Consider the following 18366-nt stretch of genomic DNA (forward strand, 5'->3'; position numbering starts at 1 on the left):
GCATGCAGTTGAATCGAATCAAGGAGTGTCATCATGGCTTATAGCGAAAAAGTTCTGGATCACTATGAAAATCCGCGCAACGTAGGTTCGTTCTCCAAGGACGACGATACGGTCGGCACCGGAATGGTCGGCGCGCCAGCGTGCGGCGACGTCATGAAGCTGCAGATTCGCGTGGGCGCCGATGGCGTCATCGAAGACGCGAAGTTCAAAACCTATGGCTGCGGCTCGGCCATTGCGTCGAGTTCGCTGGTAACCGAGTGGGTGAAGGGCAAGACGCTGGATCAGGCGTTGTCGATCAAAAACACCCAGATCGCCGAAGAGCTTGCGTTGCCGCCGGTCAAGATTCACTGCTCGATTCTTGCCGAAGATGCGATCAAGGCCGCCGTTGCTGATTATCGTGAGCGTCACGGTGCGGCACCGGCTGCCTGACCCAGGCCGATGAAGTGTGCAGGGGCACGTCTGTGATGCCCCTCACATCAGCCGGTTCGATGCAAGCAGGACATGACGCATTGCAATGCGTTTAGCGCTAAGAGAAACACATATGACGATTACGGTCACCGACAAGGCAGCACAGCATGTTCAGAAGTTCCTGGCGCGGCGCGGTAAAGGTCTTGGGCTGAGGCTGGGTGTGCGTACCACTGGTTGCTCGGGTCTGGCTTACAAGCTCGAGTTTGTCGATGAGCTTGCACCTGAAGATGCCGTCTTCGAATGCAATGGCGTGAAAATCATCGTGGACCCCAAAAGTCTGGCGTACATCGACGGCACAGAACTCGATTTCGCCCGCGAAGGCTTGAACGAAGGGTTTCGTTTCAATAACCCGAATGAGAAAGACAAATGTGGTTGCGGCGAGTCATTCCGAGTGTGAATGTCTGCGTCAAGCGGAAATGAAGGCGGCGCGTGCCGCCTTTTTCATTCCATTGCGGTTTTGCCGCAGCGTTTTTCTGCCACGGAGGATGCCAGTTGACGGCCTCGCTTAATCTGAACCTTAATCTGAACGATAGCCACTTCGATCTGTTTGATCTGCCTGTGCAGTTCGCGCTCGATACTCCCACGCTTGAACGCGCATATCGCACGGTGCAGGCACAGGTCCATCCCGATCGTTTCGCCGCTGCGGCCGATGCGCAAAAACGCATCGCAATGCAATGGGCGACGCGCACGAATGAGGCTTATCAGACGCTGCGCGATCCGCTCAAACGTGCGGCCTACCTGCTTGCGTTGCGCGGTGTTGATCTGGGCGCAGAGAACAACACGGCGATGGAGCCGGCGTTTTTAATGCAGCAAATCGAGTGGCGTGAGGACATCGAAGATGCCGCCGCCGCCAAAAACTTCGGTGCGCTAGAGGCACTGCTGGCCCGGTTGAGTGATGAAGAGCGAGCGCGCCTCGCCAAACTGGCGGCATTGCTCGATAGCGGAGCAGATCAGGCGGCGGCTGAAGCCGTGCGGCAACTGATGTTTATCGAGCGGGTGATGGCAGAGGCCGCTGCGCAAATCGAGCGGCTCGACGGCTGACGGGGTGTTTAGCTTTAGCACCAGCATCAGCACCAGCGTTAGACCAGACGTCTTTTCACCGCGTGCATCAACGCGAATCATTTAGTCCATGGACTGACCAGTCCCCAAAGATACTTCCAGATGGCCTTACTGCAAATTTCCGAACCTGGCATGGCACCGGCACCGCATCAGCGGCGTCTCGCGGTTGGCATTGATCTTGGCACGACCAATTCGCTAGTTGCAGCGGTGCGCAGTGGCATGCCTGATGTGCTGCCCGACGAAGACGGTCACGTGCTGCTGCCTTCCGTCGTGCGCTACCTTGAAAACGGCGGCCGGCGCATTGGCCGCGTGGCCAAAGCCGAGGCGGCAAGCGATCCGCGCAACACGATTGTTTCCGTCAAACGCTTCATGGGGCGTGGCAAAGATGAGGTCGAAGGTGCGGAAAACGCGCCTTATGAGTTTCTCGATGCGCCGGGCATGGTCCAGATTCGCACGGTCGATGGAGTGAAAAGCCCCGTCGAAGTCTCTGCTGAAATTCTCGCCACGCTGCGGCAACGCGCAGAAGACACGCTTGGCGACGAACTGGTTGGCGCGGTGATTACGGTTCCCGCGTACTTTGATGAAGCGCAGCGGCAAGCCACTAAGGATGCGGCGCGTCTGGCTGGTTTGAACGTGCTGCGTTTGCTTAACGAACCCACCGCCGCTGCGATTGCCTACGGGCTGGATAACGGCGCTGAGGGTCTGTATGCGGTGTATGACCTGGGCGGTGGCACTTTTGATCTGTCTATCCTGCGGCTGACCCGAGGGGTGTTCGAAGTACTCGCGGCCGGGGGGGATTCCGCGCTGGGTGGTGACGATTTCGATCACGTGTTGTATCGCCATGTAATTGCTGCAGCGGGGCTGGCCCCTGAGCAACTGACGCCCGGTGATGTCCGTTTACTGCTCGATAGCGTCAGAGTGGCGAAAGAAGCGTTGTCAGTTGCTGCTGAAGCGCGCATCACGGTGACGCTCTCAAGCGGCGTCACACTCGATCAAGCCATCAGCGAAGCCACCTTCGAAAGCCTTACGCAAGCGCTGGTCCAGCGCACGCTGAGCCCGACCAGAAAGGCGCTGCGCGATGCCAAAGTCACGCCCGCTGAGATCCATGGCGTGGTGCTGGTCGGCGGTGCGACACGTATGCCGGTGATTCGCCGTGCGGTCGAAGGGTTTTTCGGCCAGCCGCCACTGACTAATCTCAATCCGGATCAGGTGGTGGCGTTAGGTGCCGCGATTCAGGCAGATCTGCTGGCGGGCAATCGCAATGGTGATGGCGACGACTGGTTGCTGCTCGATGTGATTCCGCTGTCGCTGGGGGTCGAGACGATGGGTGGTTTGACCGAAAAAATCATTCCGCGCAATTCAACGATTCCCGCCGCGCGGGCTCAGGACTTCACCACTTTCAAGGATGGCCAGACGGCGATGTCGATCCATGTGGTGCAGGGCGAGCGCGAACTGGTGTCGGATTGCCGCTCGCTGGCGCGTTTCGAGCTGCGCGGCATTCCACCGATGACAGCGGGTGCGGCGCGCATTCGTGTCACTTATCAGGTCGATGCCGATGGTTTGCTCTCGGTGTTTGCCCGCGAGCAGCATTCGGGCGTGGAAGCCTCGGTGGTGGTCAAGCCCTCGTATGGGCTGGCCGATGACGAAATCGCGCACATGCTCGAAGACAGCTTCAAGACCGCAGAAGTGGATATGCGCGCGCGCGCGTTGCGCGAAGCGCAGGTGGAGGCTCAGCGTCTGATTGAGGCCACTGACGCAGCGCTAGCCGCGGACAGCGAATTGCTCGACGCCAGTGAACGCGCGGCGCTGGATGTGTTACTTACGGCGTTGCGCGGGCTGGCGCAGAGCAACGAGGTAGAGCCGCTTGAGGCCGCAACGAAAGCGCTGGCCGAGGGGACTGACGAATTCGCCGCGCGTCGCATGAATAAAGGAATTCGCCGCGCGCTGGCTGGCCGCAAGCTCGACGAAATCTGACGGGCAGGGCTGGATAGCGCAGGGGTTTCAGCGGGACAGGACATCACACGGCCGCGTGCCGCATCTCACGAAAATATGGATTACGTATGCCTCAAATCATTGTGTTGCCTCACGTTGAACTGTGTCCTGAAGGCACGGTGATTGAAGCGGTGCCGGGCAAGAGCATCTGCGACAACCTGCTCGATCACGGTATCGAAATCGAACATGCATGCGAGAAATCATGTGCCTGCACCACATGTCACGTGATTGTGCGTGAAGGCTTCGATACACTCACGCCATCGGAAGAAGTCGAGGACGATCTGCTCGACAAGGCGTGGGGGCTCGAACCGGAGTCGCGTCTGTCTTGCCAGGCACTCGTGCCAGCCGATACGGATCTCGTGGTTGAGATCCCGCGTTACTCGATCAACCATGCGAAGGAAAATCACTAACAGGAGCGCTCAGCCATGAAGTGGACCGATACGCAAGAGATTGCGATGGCGTTAACTGACAAGCATCCGGATATTGATCCACAGCAAGTGCGCTTTACGGATCTGCATCGCTGGGTAACGGAGCTGGAAGGGTTTGACGACGATCCTGGCCGTTCAAACGAAAAAATTCTGGAGGCGATTCAGACGACGTGGATCGAGGACGCGGATTACTAGGCGCGGCTAACGATCAACGGCCGATCAACAACCGGTCAATGGTCAGGGTGAAGGGTGACGCAGCGGCCCAGCGCTGCTTTCTGTTCCCATCATTCCTGTTGGCGGGCTGAAGAGCTGAAGGACAAAAAGGCGATCCATCTGCATGGATCGCCTTTTTGCATGGTGCTGCTCTGGGCTTAGCCTGCGACCAGCGTTCCGTTTTCAACCCGGACCGGTTGGCCTTGCTGGAACGGCGGTGCCTGGTGATAGGTGAAATAACGGGTTTTGCCGCTTTGCATCTGAACTCGCACCGAATAAGCGGTGCTGCTGCGTAGATGTTTTTCGACGGCATTGCCCGCGAGGCCACCGCCTAGCGCCCCCAGCAGCGTCATCGCGGTGCGGCCGTTATGGCTGCCGAACTGGTTGCCTACGACACCGCCAGCCACTGCACCTCCAACCGCGCCCAGCCCGGTGCCATGGCCTTGCTGGCGCACCGTAGAAATGGCCACGACCGTGCCGCATTGCTGGCACGTTGCTGCGGCTGCGGCTGCGCGGTGCGGGGTGTTGGGGGCATCAGTGGGGTTGCCAGCGGGGTTGCCAGCATTGCCAGCGTACTGAGTGCCCGGCACGCCACGCGCTGTGTTTGTACTGGTGTTTTGGCTGGTTGACGATGGTGGCGCTGAAGGTGGCACCCGCTGTGCGGTGGCCTGAAGCGCATCAGCCGTGGCCGCTGGGCCCGGCAGCGCGGCGGAGGCGCTCATCGCTGGCTCGGGCGAAGCAGACGAGCGGTTGCTTGCTGCGTTGGGAATCAGGCCGGTGATGGCGGCTGTCGCCACCAGGCTGGCAATAATCACCGCGCCGGCTGCCGTGGCGATCAGCGGATGCAGGCGGCGTGAGGTTTCGGGAGAAGGGCGATTGGGATGGTCCATGGCGAGCCTTCGTTCTAAACGAAACTAAAGGGAAGTGGCCGCAGTGTCCGGCAATTTGGCGTGCATGGGTTTGACAATTTGTAACGGCCAACTGGCCGGTCTGCGTGTGCTGGCTGTTTTGGCCGTTTGGGTCAATGTGTGTTGCAGCACCCCAAAAAAAACGCACAGCCCGAATAGATGGCTGTGCGTCCCAGATTTCACCTTTTACTTCAGTTCAGCACGATGGCTCCCTGGGCCTTAGGCCCAGAAAGAGCCTCAGCGCGTCAGTCTTCGCGCCGCAGATGCGGAAACAGAATCACATCGCGGATGCTTGGGCTATCCGTCAGCAGCATCACCAGCCGGTCAATGCCGATACCGCAACCGCCAGCAGGCGGCATGCCGTATTCGAGGGCGCGGATGTAATCGGTGTCGTAATACATCGCTTCTTCGTCGCCCGCGTCTTTTTGATCGACCTGCTTTTTAAAGCGTGCTGCCTGGTCTTCAGGATCGTTCAGCTCCGAGAAGCCGTTGGCGATCTCGCGTCCGGTCATGAAGAGCTCGAAACGTTCGGTGATGCCTTCAACCGTGTCCGAGGCTCGTGCCAGCGGTGACACCTCAACGGGATAGTTAATGATGAAGGTCGGCTCCCACAGCTGGGCTTCAGCTGTTTCTTCAAAGAGCGCCAGTTGCAGCGCGCCGACGCCAGCATTCAGAAACTGCGGCTGGCTCGCATCGACGCCAAACTTCTTCAGCTCAGCCCGCAGGAAAGTGTCGTCAGCGAGTTGTGCGTCGGTGTATTGCGGCGCGTATTTCTGGATGGCCTGGGTGATTGTCAGGCGATGGAAGGGCTTGGCGAAATCCAGTTCACGGCCTTGATAGGTGATGGTCGCGGTGCCGAGCGCATCAATGGCCGCCTGGCGGATCAATTGTTCGGTGAAATCCATCAGCCACGCGTAATCGGTGTACGCGGCGTAGAACTCCATCATGGTGAATTCCGGGTTGTGCCGTGGCGACACGCCCTCGTTGCGGAAATTGCGGTTGATCTCGAAGACGCGCTCAAAGCCGCCGACCACCAGCCGCTTTAAATACAGCTCAGGCGCGATGCGCAGAAACATCTGCATGTCGAGCGCGTTGTGGTGAGTCGTGAACGGCTTGGCTGCTGCGCCGCCGGGGATCGGGTGCAGCATCGGGGTTTCGACTTCCATGAAGTTCGCATCGGACATGAACTTGCGAATCGACGATACCGCTTTGGTGCGCGCGATAAAGGTCTTGCGCGTGTCTGGCGTGACGATCAGGTCGACGTAGCGCTGGCGGTAACGCATTTCCTGGTCAGCGAGGCCGTGGAATTTGTCCGGCAGTGGCCGCAGCGACTTCGACAGCAGGCGCAGCTCGGTGCAGCGCACCGACAGCTCGCCTTTATTGGTGCGAAACAGCACGCCACGTGCCGCGACGATATCGCCCAGATCCCATTTTTTGAACGCGTCGTAGGTGGCGTCGCCCACATCGGCGGGCGTGATGAAAAACTGAATCTGTCCCGAGCCATCGCGCACCGTGGCAAAGCTGGCTTTGCCCATCACCCGTTTGAGCATCATCCGGCCGGCCATGGCGACTTCGAGCGCCTGGGCTTCGAGCGCCTCTTTGCTGGTATCCGCGAACGCCGTTTGCAGGTCGGCGGCGTGGTGCGTCGGGCGGAAGTCGTTCGGGTAGGCAACGCCCTGTTCGCGCAGTGCGCGCAACTTCTCGCGGCGCTCCGCGATGATCTGGTTGTCATCCAGTTCGGCGGTGGCGGGCGTCTGGGTCGGTTGGTTCATGGTGGTGTGGTTTGCGGAAAGGGCGCCAGAAGTGGCGCGAAAAAAAGAATCCGGCGCGGCCTTGTGGTGGCCGCGCCGTGTGCGCGGTGCATGCCGGTTGCGGCTTAAACGTTCTGCTTCAGGCTAGCGCTGATGAAGGCGTCGAGATCACCGTCCAGCACGGATTTCGTATTGCTGATTTCGAGGTTGGTGCGAAGGTCCTTGATCCGGCTGTTGTCGAGCACGTAAGAGCGGATCTGGTGACCCCAGCCCACGTCGGTCTTGCTTGATTCGAGCTGGTCCTGTTCGGCCTGGCGCTTGCGTATTTCGGCTTCGTACAGGCGCGATTTCAGCATGGCCATGGCTTCGGCACGGTTACGGTGTTGCGAGCGGTCGTTCTGGCACTGCACCACGATGCCGCTGGGCAAGTGCGTGATCCGCACGGCGGAGTCGGTCTTGTTGATGTGCTGGCCGCCAGCGCCTGATGCGCGGTAGGTGTCGATGCGCAGATCAGCTGGGTTGACTTCGACTTCGATTGAATCGTCGATTTCCGGATAGACGAACACCGACGAGAAAGACGTGTGCCGCCCGCCCGATGAATCGAACGGTGATTTGCGCACCAGCCGGTGCACCCCGGTTTCGGTGCGTAAAAAGCCGTAGGCGTATTCGCCTTCGATCTTGATCGTGGCGTTCTTGATGCCTGCGACGTCGCCTGCGGATTCTTCGAGAATTTCGGTTTTGAAGCCTTTGCGTTCGCAGTAGCGCAGATACTGGCGCAGCAGCATCGCCGCCCAGTCGCAGGCTTCGGTGCCGCCCGCGCCTGCCTGGATGTCGAGAAAAGCGTTGTTGGGGTCGGCCGGGTTCGAGAACATCCGGCGAAATTCCATGTCGGCGATACGGCCTTCGAGTGCCGCTGCATCGGTTTCGCAGGCGACGAGGGTGTCTTCGTCGTTTTCCTCGCGGGCCATGTCGAACAGGTCCTGCGTATCGCGCAGGTCACTAGAGAGTGCCGTCAGGGTTTCGACCACGCCATCCAGCAGCTTTTTTTCCCGGCCTAGTGCCTGGGCGTGTTTTGAATCGTTCCAGACCGTGGGGTCTTCGAGTTCCTTGTTGACTTCTTCCAGACGCGCAGCTTTGGCGTCGTAGTCAAAGATACCCCCGTAGCTCGTCTGCGCGATGGCGCAGGTCTGCCAGAGAGGCTTCGATCGCGTTGAGACGTTCCGCTTCCATGTCGATCTTTGGTGTCGTAAAAAAGGGGGGAATTATAGCCGAAGCGCAGCGCGCAAAGGGCTCTGGTATGTGCCGAAATGCGGCTGATACGCGCTTTTGCGCGCGACTTCAGCCGAATTGCCGGGAAATTGCCTGTGCCGCACCGTGCCGCGTTCAGGCTAGCGCGTGCTCCACGATCAGTTGTACCCGCGACACGCCATTCCAGCTATCCGCGCTGAGCCGGTAAGCCACCGTGGTGTGCTGGGGCAGCGGCTCGGTGTGGTTGAACCAGATCGCGTTAAAACGCTGGCGGCCACGGCCCAGTTGGAGTTTCAGATGCTTGTCCTTCACCAGCGCTTGCGACAGCACTTCAAATTCGCCAGAAAACACGGGTGCAGGAAAGCCTTGGCCCCAGACTTCGGCATCGAGCATGGCGACAAACTGTGGCGTGAAATACGCGTCTTCGAGCACACCATCCGTTTCAATCGTGCGCGCCAGCACATCCGCGCTGAGCCAGGCCTGGCCCACCGCTTCGAACGCTGCGGCAAAGCGCGCGACGTCGGCGGTGGCGAGTGTCAGGCCCGCGGCCATCGCGTGGCCGCCGAATTTGCCGATCAGGCCAGGTTCGCGTTTTGAGATCAGATCGAGCGCATCGCGCAAGTGAAAGCCGCTAATCGAGCGGCCCGAACCTTTGACCGTCTGCCCGCTGTCATCGGCCAGCGCGAAGGTGAACGACGGACGGTGGAATTTCTCCTTGAGCCGCCCCGCGACGATGCCAATCACGCCCTGATGCCAGCTTGGGTTGAACAGCGTGAGGGTGGCGCTGTCGGCGGGATCAATGGCGCTGAGTTCAGCGAGTGCTTGCTGCTGCATGCCCGCTTCGATGTCGCGCCGCTCGCGGTTCATCGCATCAAGCTGCTGCGCCAGCTCCCACGCACGGCCCACGTCGTCGGTAATCAGGCACTCGATACCCAGCGACATATCCGACAACCGGCCCGCCGCATTCAGCCGTGGCCCAAGCGCGAAGCCGAGATCAAAGCCCGACGCGTGGCGCGCTTCGCGCGCGGTTGCGCGAAACAGCGCTGCGATGCCCGGTTGCGAGCGGCCCCGGCGAATCCGTTGCAGTCCTTGCGCGACCAGCACGCGATTGTTGCCATCGAGTTTCACTACGTCCGCCACCGTGCCGAGCGCGACCAGATCCAGCAGGCCATCGAGGCGCGGCTCTGGCCGTGCTTCGGTGAACGCATTGCGTTGCCGTAATTCGGCCCGCAGCGCTAGCAGCACATAGAACATCACTCCGACGCCCGCGATGCATTTGCTCGGAAACGAACAGCCTGGCTGGTTCGGGTTGACGATGGCACGGGCGGCGGGCAGCGCATCACCAGGCAAATGGTGATCGGTGACCAGCACGTCGATACCTAGTGCGCTGGCGGCGGCAACGCCATCGACGCTGGCGATGCCGTTATCCACGGTAATCAGCAGCTCAGGCGGGCCGCCGGCACGCTGGGCGGCGAGGGCGACGATTTCCGGCGTGAGGCCGTAGCCGTATTCAAAGCGGTTGGGCACCAGGTAGTCCACCTGAGCACCGAACAGGCGCAGGCCACGCACGGCCACCGCACAGGCAGTTGCGCCATCGCAGTCGTAGTCGGCGACCACCAGCATGCGGCGTTGCTGCTGGATCGCGTCGGCCAGCAGCGCGGCGGCTTCTTCGCAGCCTTTGAGCGCGGCGGGCGGCACCAGCCGGGCGAGGCTGGTTTCGACCTCAGCGGGGCCACAGACGCCGCGCGCTGCGTACAGGCGCGCGAGCACCGGGTGCAGGCCATGGCGGGTAAGCACCTCGGTGTCGGCGGGGGAGGCGGCGCGGGTAACGATTCGAGTCATACGGAGGCGGAAAAATACTCAGAAAAAGCGGGTAAGCAAGCGCGCGGCGAGCGTGAAGAGCGGGGATGACCGCTGCAGCGTTACTCGATGAAGAGCGACGCGAGCGCGCGGCGACGCCAGAACTTGCGCAGATCGTGGCGGGTGAGGGTGAGGGTGACGGAGCCGGTATCGCTGCACAGGGTCAGGCCAAGTTCACGCAGTTGGCCGTTTTGCAACGCGGCCAGCGCGGGGGCGAACCAGTCGCGCTCCAGCGCGGCGAACGCGCTGTTCCAGCGGCCCCAGTCCTGCTCGACATAAGGCGTGGAAAACGGATCGAGTTCGACCAGTGTGGTGTGCGTTGCCGGTGTGGTGGGGCTGGCTGAGGTTGTTGGTGCGGTGGGTGTTGTTGTTGTTGCTAGCGCCTCGAACGACTGCGACGGTGCGCCAGTCTGGGCTTGCGCCGCGATGGCGAGGCCACGTGTGGCGGGTGCCAGCGATAGCACATGGGTGAATGGCTGACCGAGCGACTGACTGAGCGCGCGCATTTTGCCCGGTGCGTGAAACCAGAGCGAATTCACTGCAGGCAGGCCGCGCGCTTCACGCGCTTCGTTGACTGGATGCTCGAACCAGGACATCTGGACTTCGTTTTGCAGCTTCATCCAGGCGCGCGAGCGTTCGCCGGAGTGCGCTTCGTGTGGCAGCCAGATTTCGATGTTGCGGCCGCTGGCACGTAGCGGCGACGCGCCCGCCAGCGCGCCGAAGCGCTCACTCGACAAATACCAGCGGCTGGGCTGGGGTGCTTCGAGCTGCACCCCGAGTTCTTCGACCAGCGGACGGGCGACCTCCAGCAGCGCGCGGGCTTCGGCATCGGAGAGTTCAAGCGAAGCGGGGTCGATCAACACTAGATGATCGTGCGCGATCCGCACATGCACCGGCTGCACGCAGGCCCAGACCTGTTCGCCGGGGGTGCCGCCATCGGCGAGCAGCATATAGGGCGCGAGCGGCGCGGCGTCACTGGCATCGGGCGCGACCAGGCCGAAACGGCGGGCGAGCCAGCGCTCGTGCGGCAACGTGCGCTGGAAGTCTTCGCCGGTCACGGCTTCGCTCAGCCTGGCGCGGGCGACGAGGCGATCAAGGGCGGGGTGGGCCAGACGGTACAGCGCGGTGGGGGCTTCGGCGGCCGAAGGTAGTGCGAACGGCAGCAGCAGGTGAAGGTGGGGAGTGGGCATAGTGCTGCGCATTGTATAGGCCTGATGGCCGCACTGAACGGGCTTGGGGCCGCGCTCGTTTAATTTTGAGATTAAATGGAACGATTGGCGGCGAAACGTTCCTTAGGGTTTATACGGGTAAATCGTGTGGGAGAGAGTCAATCATGGTGTATGGCATTAGTAATAGCGTAGGGCCGGTAGGGTCAGTTAACAATTCGGATGTGGGTGTAGGCATTTCTCCGGGTGAAGGCCTATTCGCTGGAAAAACGACGAAAGCGGTGCCGGCTGGCGAGAATTCAGCTTCAAAAACGTCCGAAAAGGGTTTTTTTGCGAACATTGTGGCGTTTTTTCGCAGTTTGTTGTCGCGGGAAAAAAAGCCAGCTTCAGACGCCGAGGTGAAGGCGATGAATCAGCGCGCCATTGCGCAGTTGCAGCAGAAAAACCTGGGTAATTCGGAAGCCGCTCGCACTACTCCACGCGAGTCCGGCAAGAATGCATCAGGGAAAAAATCTGAGGTGGCACCTAAAGTGGCACCTAAAGGACCAGCTATTTCTCAGAAACCTTCAGCGCCAACTCAAGAAAATAAAAAAACTGGCAGCGGAAAGAGCGCTACGGGGAGTTCGCTGGTATCTGACGGTAGTTCGGTGAAGCAACCGGCCGGGAAAACTGTTGAGCAGTCGAAGCAACCAAACCAGAATCATTCGAAGCCTGAAAGTTATCAGGAAAGCAGTGCTAAAGCTAAAAGCAAGCCTGTTGATAACGCATCAGGAAAAAAATCTGATGTGGTATCTAAAGCGGTACCTAAAAAGTCAGCTATTCCTCAGCAGCTTTCAGCGTCAGCTCAAAAAAATAAAAAAACTGGCCAGGGAAATAGCTTTGCGGCGAATTTGCCAGTATCTGGCGGTAGTTCGGTGAAAAAACCGGCTGGGGAAATTGCCGGGCAGTTGAAAAAACCAGACCAGAATGATTCGAAGCCTGTAAATCGCTTAAAAAGCAGTGTCGAAGCTGAAAATAAATTCATCGGTCAGGGACCAGAGACATCAGAAAAAAAGCTTGATGTGAAGCCTAAAGCGTTAGTTAAAACTAGCGCTGGCATGGATAAGCAGGATGCTGCGCTGATGGCAGCATTAGAGGGAGGAGACTACATTGGATTCGCGCGTACTCTCAAGGATTGCAAGCCAGCGGAGCCTACCTTAAGGGCTTTTTGTGATGAAGCTAAGAATCTGGCCGCATCATCAGGTGATAATCTTTTGCTTACTGGCCTGAAGACACTATTTGATCTTAATGAAAAAGAAGGTTGGAATGTATGTGGAGTCAAATCGAAAAATAAAGTTGCTCGCCTGAAGGCGGAGCTACTAGCACTGAAGTTCCCAGCTCCAAAAATAATGAACAGCAGAAGCGATTAACCCCGGTATTCCTAACTAGTTAATCCAGAAAAGCTGGCAACAAGATTATGTGCTGGGCCAAATTTGCAATGCCCGGTATTTAATTTGCACCACGTCAGCCAGTAATAAAAAACAGGGCACCCCGCATATCGCCGGGTGCCCTGTTTGCATTTTTTCGCCGGCACAGACAAATCAGCAAATACTCAGGGGTTTCCAGGGCCGCAGTCCGGCAAAAACCGCTCGCCAGCCGTTGCCACGCCGTTATATGGCAAACTTCGCGCTCGACTGGCGGCGGGGTCATCGCTGGGCCATCAACGGGCCCAGGTTTTCCCAACACAAAGCCGCCGTGCCGAGCCTTCGCCGCAAACCGCAGAAAGACAGAGGATCGCTTGAAATTTCCCTACGAATGGCAGATTGGCTGGCGCTACACACGCGCCGGAAAACGCACGACTGGCAACGGCTTTATCTCATTCATTGCGCTGGTTTCGATGGCGGGCATCGCTCTCGGCGTGGCCGCGCTGATTGTGGTGTTGTCCGTGATGAACGGTTTTCAGAAAGAAGTGCGTGACCGGATGCTTTCCGTGCTGGCGCACGTCGAAGTGTTTTCTCCCACAGGTTCAATGCCGGACTGGCAGATCACCGCGAACGAAGCGCGGCAAAATCCATCGGTTCTGGGCGCGGCACCGTATGTCGAAGCCCAGGCGCTGCTGACCCGCCAGGGCGCGGTGAGTGGCGTGGCGCTGCGTGGCGTGGAGCCATCGCTTGAACCTCAGGTGTCGGACGTCAGCCGGGAAATGAAGGGTGGCGGGCAACTGACGGATCTCGTGCCGGGTGCTTTTGGCATCGTGCTGGGCGCGGATCTGGCGGCCAATCTTGGCGTGCGCCGGGGCGACAAGCTCACACTGGTCGCGCCCGAAGGCTCGATCACACCTGCAGGCATGCTGCCGCGTCTGAAACAGTTCACCGTGGCGGGCATTTTCGAATCGGGCCATTACGAATACGACAGCACGCTGGCGCTGATCAATATCCGCGACGCCGAAGCGCTGTTTCGCCTGCCCGCGCCGACCGGCGTGCGGCTACGGCTCAAGGATATGCAGCGCGCCCCGGAAGTCGCCCATCAACTGGCGCGCACGCTTTCCGGCGACCTGTATATCCGCGACTGGACCCAGCAGAACAAAACCTGGTTCTCCGCTGTGCAGATCGAAAAACGCATGATGTTCATCATCCTCACGCTGATCATTGCGGTGGCGGCGTTTAACCTGGTGTCGTCGCTGGTGATGACAGTGACCAACAAGCAAGCCGATATTGCGATCTTGCGCACGCTTGGGGCGCAGCCCGGCTCAATCATGAAGATTTTCGTGGTGCAGGGCGTGACGATCGGTTTTGCCGGGACGGCGACAGGCGTCGCGCTGGGCTGCCTGGTGGCGTGGAGCATTCCATGGCTGGTGCCGTTCATCGAGCATCTGTTTAGCGTGCAGTTCTTGCCGCCCTCGGTGTATTTCATCAGCGAGCTGCCTTCCGAACTGGTCCCGGGCGACGTGTTGCGGATTGGCCTGATTGCCTTTGTGCTGTCGTCGCTGGCGACGCTCTACCCAAGCTGGCGCGCTGCCAGGGTCCGTCCTGCCGAGGCGCTGCGCTATGAATGACCGTTCTTCTGACCTGACCATGTCTGACTCTGATGCAAGCTCCTCGTCGTACTCGTATGTCCTCGAAGCCACCGGCATCTCGAAGGCCTTTGTCCAGGGCGGCCTGAATGTGCAGGTGCTGCACAACACGCAACTGGCGGTACGCCGGGGCGAAAAGCTCGCCATCGTGGGTGCGTCGGGCTCGGGCAAGAGCACGCTGCTGCACGTGCTGGGTGGCCTCGATGACCCGAGCGCCGGACAGGTTTCCGTGATGGGCAAGCCCTTCACGAAACTCTCCGAGCGCGAGCGCAATGACTTGCGCAACCGCGCGCTAGGTTTTGTGTATCAGTTTCATCATTTGCTGCCGGAGTTTTCCGCGCTCGATAACGTGGCGATGCCACTGCGCATCCGCCGCCTGAGCACGGATGCCGCGCGCCGGGAAGCGCTGGCGATGCTGGAGCGGGTCGGCCTCGCAGCGCGGGCGAAGCACCGTCCGGGCGAGCTGTCTGGCGGCGAGCGGCAGCGTGTGGCGGTCGCGCGTGCGCTGGTCACGAAACCCGCCTGCGTGCTGGCTGACGAGCCCACCGGCAACCTGGATGGCGGCACTGCCGACGGTGTGTTCAGCCTGATGCTCGAACTGTCCGAGACGCTGAATACGAGTTTCGTCATCGTCACGCACGATCCGGATCTGGCTGCGCGTTGCGACCGCATCATGCGCTTGCGTGATGGCGTGCTGGTCGAAGAAACGCCGGTTCCGCTGTAATTCACGCTGTAATTCATTCCGCCACGAGCATTCGTACAAACGAGAAGCGAGAAAAGAGAAAAGGGCGCGCATGTGGATTGATACGCACTGTCATCTGGATGCCGCCGAATTCGATTTGGACCGTGATGCCGTGGCTGATGCCGCCTATGCGGCAGGCGTGAGCCGCATCGTGATTCCGGCAGTGGCGCGTAGTAATTTCGCCCAGGTCAGGGCGCTGGCGCACCGCACCCGTGGCGCGGTCTACGCTCTTGGCATCCACCCGTTGTTTACCCCTCAGGCGCAAGACGCTGACCTCGACGTTCTGCGGCACGAAATCGAAGCTAGCCTGACTGATCCGCGTTTTGTCGGGATTGGTGAGATCGGTCTGGATTATTTCGTGCTGGGGCTAGACGACGCGCGTCAGCAGTTTTTCTATCAGGCGCAACTGGCGCTGGCCGGCCGTTTCGATCTGCCCGTGATTTGCCATGTGCGCAAATCCCAGGACCAGGTGCTCAAAGGGTTGCGCCAGCATCAGGTGCAGCGCGGCATCGCGCACGCGTTCAATGGCAGTTTTCAGCAAGCCCAGGGCTATCTCGACCAGGGCTTGCATCTGGGTTTTGGTGGCAACCTGACGTTCGAACGGGCGCGGCAAATTCGCCGGCTGGCGCTGCAACTGCCACTTGATGCGCTGGTCATCGAGACGGACGCACCTGATATCTCCCCTGCCTGGCTGTACCGCCAACGCAATACGCCCGATCAAGTTCCTGCTATCGGCGCGTGCCTTGCGCAACTGCGCAACCTCGACCCTATGACACTCGCCCTCGGCACATCGGCTAACGCGCTTGCCGCGCTGCCGCGACTGGCGCTTTCGTCCGCATAATCAACCGCTTGAGTGGAGTGAGTGCGTGCCGGACGCAACACGTCCCGCGCGAGCTGTGCGAGCTTTGCGCCGTGTCGTGATGCCCCCGGTGGCGAGGCCGGATGGAGGGCGGATGCGGGCAGTGTGGGGTGGTTTTGCGTTGGGTGTCGTGCTGCTGCAGCAGCAGACGAAGTTGCCGGGCTGGCTTGGTGGCGTCGGGCTGTTTCTCCTGATTAACGCGCTGGCGGGTTGTGCTGTGTGGGGCTTGAGGGGGCACGGCTGGCGCAGGCGTAGCGGCTGGTGTGCCGTGTGGTGCGCTGCGGCGGGCGTTGGTTTTGGCTATGCCGCCTGGCGCGCCCACGAACGTCTTGCGCTAAGCCTGCCGCTGGACTTTGAAGGACGGCCAGTCGAGGTGAGCGGAGCGATACGCGGCTTGCCTATCCACGACGCCATGGGTGCCCGTTTCCTGTTCGAAGTCGAAGCCACCCAGCCGCCGCTCGCCGGGTTTCCCCACACGATCCAGTTGTCGTGGATAGCGCGCGATGCACCGCTGCCCCAGCTCGATCCAGGGGCACGCTGGCGTTTGCCGGTGCGTCTCAAACGGCCCCACGGCAACGCCAACTTTGGTGTGCGCGATGCCGAAGCCGGATGGCTAGCGCGCGACATCCGGGCGCGGGGATATGTCAGCGCGCCAGCCGCTGCGGTTCGTTTGCCAGGAACGGCCCAAGGCCTGAGCGCATGGGTGAACCGCTGGCGCGCCGCGCTGCGTCACCGGATCAACACGGTGCTCGACGACGCACCTCATCGCGGGATCGTCACGGCGCTTGCCATCGGTGCGCAAGACGGCATCCGCGAGGCGGATTGGCAATTGCTGCGCACCACGGGCACCAGCCATCTGGTGGCGATTTCCGGCATGCATATTGGCCTCGCCGCAGCTTGGGCCGGCTGGCTGGCGGGGAGCTTGTGGCGGCGATGGGTCTTTGGTGGCAAATCCGCGCCGCTGCTTTGGCCGACATCGAGCGTGATGGTGCTGGCAGGGGTGCTGTTCGCTGCCGCTCACGCTGCGCTGGCCGGCTTCAACGTGCCAGCGCAGCGTGCGCTCTGGATGCTTGGCGTCGCTGCACTGGCGTTGCTCAGTGGCCGTCAGATGGCGCTGTCGGTTGTGCTGGCATGGGCCCTGGGGCTGGTTTTGCTGATTGATCCATGGGCCGTGGTGACGGCGGGTTTCTGGCTCTCGTTTGGTGCGGTTGCGGCGATTTTGCTGGCGCTGTCTGGCCGTCCACGTGAGCTTGTGCCGCGAGCGGAATACGCCCCCGAGACTGAAATGCATGCCGATTCATCGGCCACGGGTGAGGCGAGTGCTAACCGCGTGCACACAGCATGGGCGTTCTGGCGTGACGCCTGGCAGCGGCTGCAGACGAATCTGCGTAGCGGCTTCCAGGTGCAACTGGCGGTGACCGTGGCGCTGGCACCGCTCACCATCGTCTGGTTCTCACAGGTGCCACTGCTTGGCCTTGCGGCCAATGCGTTTGCCATTCCGTGGGTGAGCGTGCTGGTGACGCCGCTGGTGCTGCTCGGAGTGATCCTTCCTGCACCGCTTGACGCACTGGCCTGGCGTGCCGCGCATGGATTGCTTGAATGGCTGATGCAGGCGTTGCAGCTAGTGGCCCAGCCCGCCTGGACGCTGTGGCGTTTGCCGCAGCCCGATGGATGGGCGCTGGCAGCAGCCGGAGTGGGGGTGCTCTGGTGCCTTGCACCACGCGGCTGGCCATTGCGCTGGGCCGCGCCCCTGACCTGGCTGCCGCTGCTTTTTCCGGTGAATCCCGTGCCACCCGCTGGCGCGTTCCGGCTCACCGCACTCGATATTGGCCAAGGCTCGGCCATTCTGGTTGAAACTGCCCGCCACACCCTTCTGTTCGATGCTGGTCCCGGACCTGAATCGACCCATGCCGGGGAGCGCATCGTGGTGCCGTTTTTGCAGGCACGCGGGACGTATGCGCTCGATGCACTGGTTATCAGTCACGCGGATTCCGATCATGCGGGCGGCGCGCCTGCAGTGCTCGATAACATCCGCGTGCGGCAATTGCTGGCTGCTTTAGTCCCGCGCAATCCGCTTTGGGCCCGTGCTCGCCAGCGCGGCGCACAGACTGTGCCGTGCGCGGCAGGACAGCGCTGGCAGTGGGATGGGGTTGAATTCGCCATGCTCTGGCCCGACCCTGGGCCGTTGTCTGGCCGGCCGAACGCGCATAGCTGTGTGCTGCGGATCAGTACCGCCAGCACAGCGCAGACACCCGGCAACGCCGCCTTGCTGACGGGCGATCTCGAAGCGCCTGGCGAACGTGGTTTGCTGGCGCGCGAGCCACACGCATTGCAGGCGCAAGTGCTGCTGGTGCCACACCATGGCAGCAAGACTTCGTCGACTGAGCCTTTCCTCGATGCGATTGGGCCGTCGATTGCGGTATTTCAGGTAGGCTACCGCAACCGTTTTCGTCATCCGCATCCGTTTGTCTGGGCTCGCTACCAGGCCCGGCAAATCGAGCTCACGCGCAGCGATGAAGACGGTGCCGTCCGCATCGACGTGACGCGTGAAGGCCTTGCACTCGAACGCTATCGCACCACGCACCAGCGTTACTGGATGGGCCGGTAGGCGCGCGGCATG

16 protein-coding genes are annotated in these 18366 nt (G+C 60.8%); 11 read left to right on the forward strand and 5 right to left on the reverse strand.

The features are described from left to right. The first annotated feature begins 33 nt into the window (after window positions 1–33). The 6 genes from iscU to iscX all read left to right on the forward strand — a co-directional run bounded on the left by iscU (window position 34) and on the right by iscX (window position 4142). The gene (gene iscU, locus GH656_RS05845; RefSeq protein ID WP_153075004.1) at window positions 34–429 is read left to right on the forward strand and encodes a Fe-S cluster assembly scaffold IscU; all 396 of its coding nucleotides are present in this window, start codon (window positions 34–36) and stop codon (window positions 427–429) included. Between the two features lie 112 nt (window positions 430–541). Then, entirely contained in the window at window positions 542–865 is a 324-nt protein-coding gene (iscA, locus tag GH656_RS05850; RefSeq protein WP_153075005.1) for an iron-sulfur cluster assembly protein IscA, read from the forward strand. Between the two features lie 125 nt (window positions 866–990). Further along, window positions 991–1509: a Fe-S protein assembly co-chaperone HscB gene (gene hscB, locus GH656_RS05855; RefSeq protein WP_174769772.1), complete on the forward strand. Its 519-nt coding sequence runs from the start codon at window positions 991–993 to the stop codon at window positions 1507–1509. Window positions 1510–1629: 120 nt separating this feature from the next. Next, complete coding sequence (hscA, locus tag GH656_RS05860) at window positions 1630–3501, forward strand: Fe-S protein assembly chaperone HscA (RefSeq protein ID WP_153075006.1); 1872 nt, start codon at window positions 1630–1632, stop codon at window positions 3499–3501. A gap of 86 nt (window positions 3502–3587) precedes the next feature. Further along, window positions 3588–3929 carry an ISC system 2Fe-2S type ferredoxin gene (fdx, locus tag GH656_RS05865; protein WP_153075007.1) on the forward strand — a complete coding sequence of 114 codons (342 nt, stop codon included), beginning with the start codon at window positions 3588–3590 and terminating at the stop codon, window positions 3927–3929. 15 nt (window positions 3930–3944) lie between these two features. Beyond that, on the forward strand, window positions 3945–4142 hold the full coding sequence (gene iscX / locus GH656_RS05870; RefSeq protein ID WP_153075008.1) for a Fe-S cluster assembly protein IscX: 198 nt from the start codon (window positions 3945–3947) through the stop codon (window positions 4140–4142). Window positions 4143–4318: 176 nt separating this feature from the next. Here the strand turns inward: iscX and GH656_RS05875 are convergent, their stop codons facing one another. From GH656_RS05875 to GH656_RS05895, 5 genes are all read right to left on the reverse strand, one after another. Then, window positions 4319–5050 (reverse strand): glycine zipper 2TM domain-containing protein, encoded by a 732-nt coding sequence (locus GH656_RS05875; protein WP_153075009.1) that lies wholly within the window; start codon window positions 5048–5050, stop codon window positions 4319–4321. A gap of 263 nt (window positions 5051–5313) precedes the next feature. Then, complete coding sequence (lysS, locus tag GH656_RS05880) at window positions 5314–6840, reverse strand: lysine--tRNA ligase (RefSeq protein ID WP_153075010.1); 1527 nt, start codon at window positions 6838–6840, stop codon at window positions 5314–5316. Between the two features lie 104 nt (window positions 6841–6944). Then, a protein-coding gene (gene prfB / locus GH656_RS05885) for a peptide chain release factor 2 (RefSeq protein WP_153075011.1) occupies window positions 6945–8049 on the reverse strand; the annotation gives its coding sequence in 2 pieces (ribosomal slippage) (window positions 6945–7967 and window positions 7969–8049; 1104 coding nt in all). Window positions 8050–8202: 153 nt separating this feature from the next. Further along, window positions 8203–9909, reverse strand: coding sequence for a single-stranded-DNA-specific exonuclease RecJ (gene recJ, locus GH656_RS05890; protein ID WP_153075012.1), 1707 nt, complete (start codon window positions 9907–9909; stop codon window positions 8203–8205). Window positions 9910–9989: 80 nt separating this feature from the next. Beyond that, a complete protein-coding gene (locus GH656_RS05895; RefSeq protein WP_153075013.1) occupies window positions 9990–11129 on the reverse strand; it encodes a regulator in 1140 nt (379 codons plus the stop codon). A 131-nt stretch (window positions 11130–11260) separates the two neighbouring features. Between GH656_RS05895 and GH656_RS05900 the strand changes: the two genes are divergently transcribed. The 5 genes from GH656_RS05900 (at window position 11261) to GH656_RS05920 (ending at window position 18354) form a co-directional block, all read left to right on the forward strand. Continuing rightward, window positions 11261–12502 carry a hypothetical protein gene (locus GH656_RS05900; RefSeq protein ID WP_153075014.1) on the forward strand — a complete coding sequence of 414 codons (1242 nt, stop codon included), beginning with the start codon at window positions 11261–11263 and terminating at the stop codon, window positions 12500–12502. 368 nt (window positions 12503–12870) lie between these two features. Further along, window positions 12871–14127: a lipoprotein-releasing ABC transporter permease subunit gene (locus GH656_RS05905; protein ID WP_153075015.1), complete on the forward strand. Its 1257-nt coding sequence runs from the start codon at window positions 12871–12873 to the stop codon at window positions 14125–14127. Next, window positions 14120–14869, forward strand: coding sequence for a lipoprotein-releasing ABC transporter ATP-binding protein LolD (gene lolD / locus GH656_RS05910; RefSeq protein ID WP_153075016.1), 750 nt, complete (start codon window positions 14120–14122; stop codon window positions 14867–14869). Before GH656_RS05905 ends, lolD begins: the two co-directional genes overlap by 8 nt. A gap of 70 nt (window positions 14870–14939) precedes the next feature. Continuing rightward, window positions 14940–15728, forward strand: coding sequence for a TatD family hydrolase (locus tag GH656_RS05915; RefSeq protein ID WP_153075017.1), 789 nt, complete (start codon window positions 14940–14942; stop codon window positions 15726–15728). Window positions 15729–15840: 112 nt separating this feature from the next. After that, a complete protein-coding gene (locus GH656_RS05920; protein ID WP_153075018.1) occupies window positions 15841–18354 on the forward strand; it encodes a DNA internalization-related competence protein ComEC/Rec2 in 2514 nt (837 codons plus the stop codon). The last annotated feature ends 12 nt before the right edge of the window (window positions 18355–18366 follow it).

It is taken from the genome of Paraburkholderia bonniea, assembly GCF_009455625.1.
Classification (GTDB): Bacteria; Pseudomonadota; Gammaproteobacteria; order Burkholderiales; family Burkholderiaceae; genus Paraburkholderia; species Paraburkholderia bonniea.

Bases quoted from the DNA above. Each gene is read 5' to 3' on its own strand.
- iscU (WP_153075004.1), top strand. From the start codon at position 34: ATGGCTTATAGCGAAAAAGTTCTGGATCACTATGAAAATCCGCGCAAC.
- iscA (WP_153075005.1), top strand. From the start codon at position 542: ATGACGATTACGGTCACCGACAAGGCAGCACAGCATGTTCAGAAGTTC.
- hscA (WP_153075006.1), top strand. From the start codon at position 1,630: ATGGCCTTACTGCAAATTTCCGAACCTGGCATGGCACCGGCACCGCAT.
- fdx (WP_153075007.1), top strand. From the start codon at position 3,588: ATGCCTCAAATCATTGTGTTGCCTCACGTTGAACTGTGTCCTGAAGGC.
- iscX (WP_153075008.1), top strand. From the start codon at position 3,945: ATGAAGTGGACCGATACGCAAGAGATTGCGATGGCGTTAACTGACAAG.
- GH656_RS05875 (WP_153075009.1), bottom strand. From the start codon at position 5,050: ATGGACCATCCCAATCGCCCTTCTCCCGAAACCTCACGCCGCCTGCAT.
- lysS (WP_153075010.1), bottom strand. From the start codon at position 6,840: ATGAACCAACCGACCCAGACGCCCGCCACCGCCGAACTGGATGACAAC.
- recJ (WP_153075012.1), bottom strand. From the start codon at position 9,909: ATGACTCGAATCGTTACCCGCGCCGCCTCCCCCGCCGACACCGAGGTG.
- GH656_RS05895 (WP_153075013.1), bottom strand. From the start codon at position 11,129: ATGCGCAGCACTATGCCCACTCCCCACCTTCACCTGCTGCTGCCGTTC.
- GH656_RS05900 (WP_153075014.1), top strand. From the start codon at position 11,261: ATGGTGTATGGCATTAGTAATAGCGTAGGGCCGGTAGGGTCAGTTAAC.
- lolD (WP_153075016.1), top strand. From the start codon at position 14,120: ATGAATGACCGTTCTTCTGACCTGACCATGTCTGACTCTGATGCAAGC.
- GH656_RS05915 (WP_153075017.1), top strand. From the start codon at position 14,940: ATGTGGATTGATACGCACTGTCATCTGGATGCCGCCGAATTCGATTTG.
- GH656_RS05920 (WP_153075018.1), top strand. From the start codon at position 15,841: ATGCGGGCAGTGTGGGGTGGTTTTGCGTTGGGTGTCGTGCTGCTGCAG.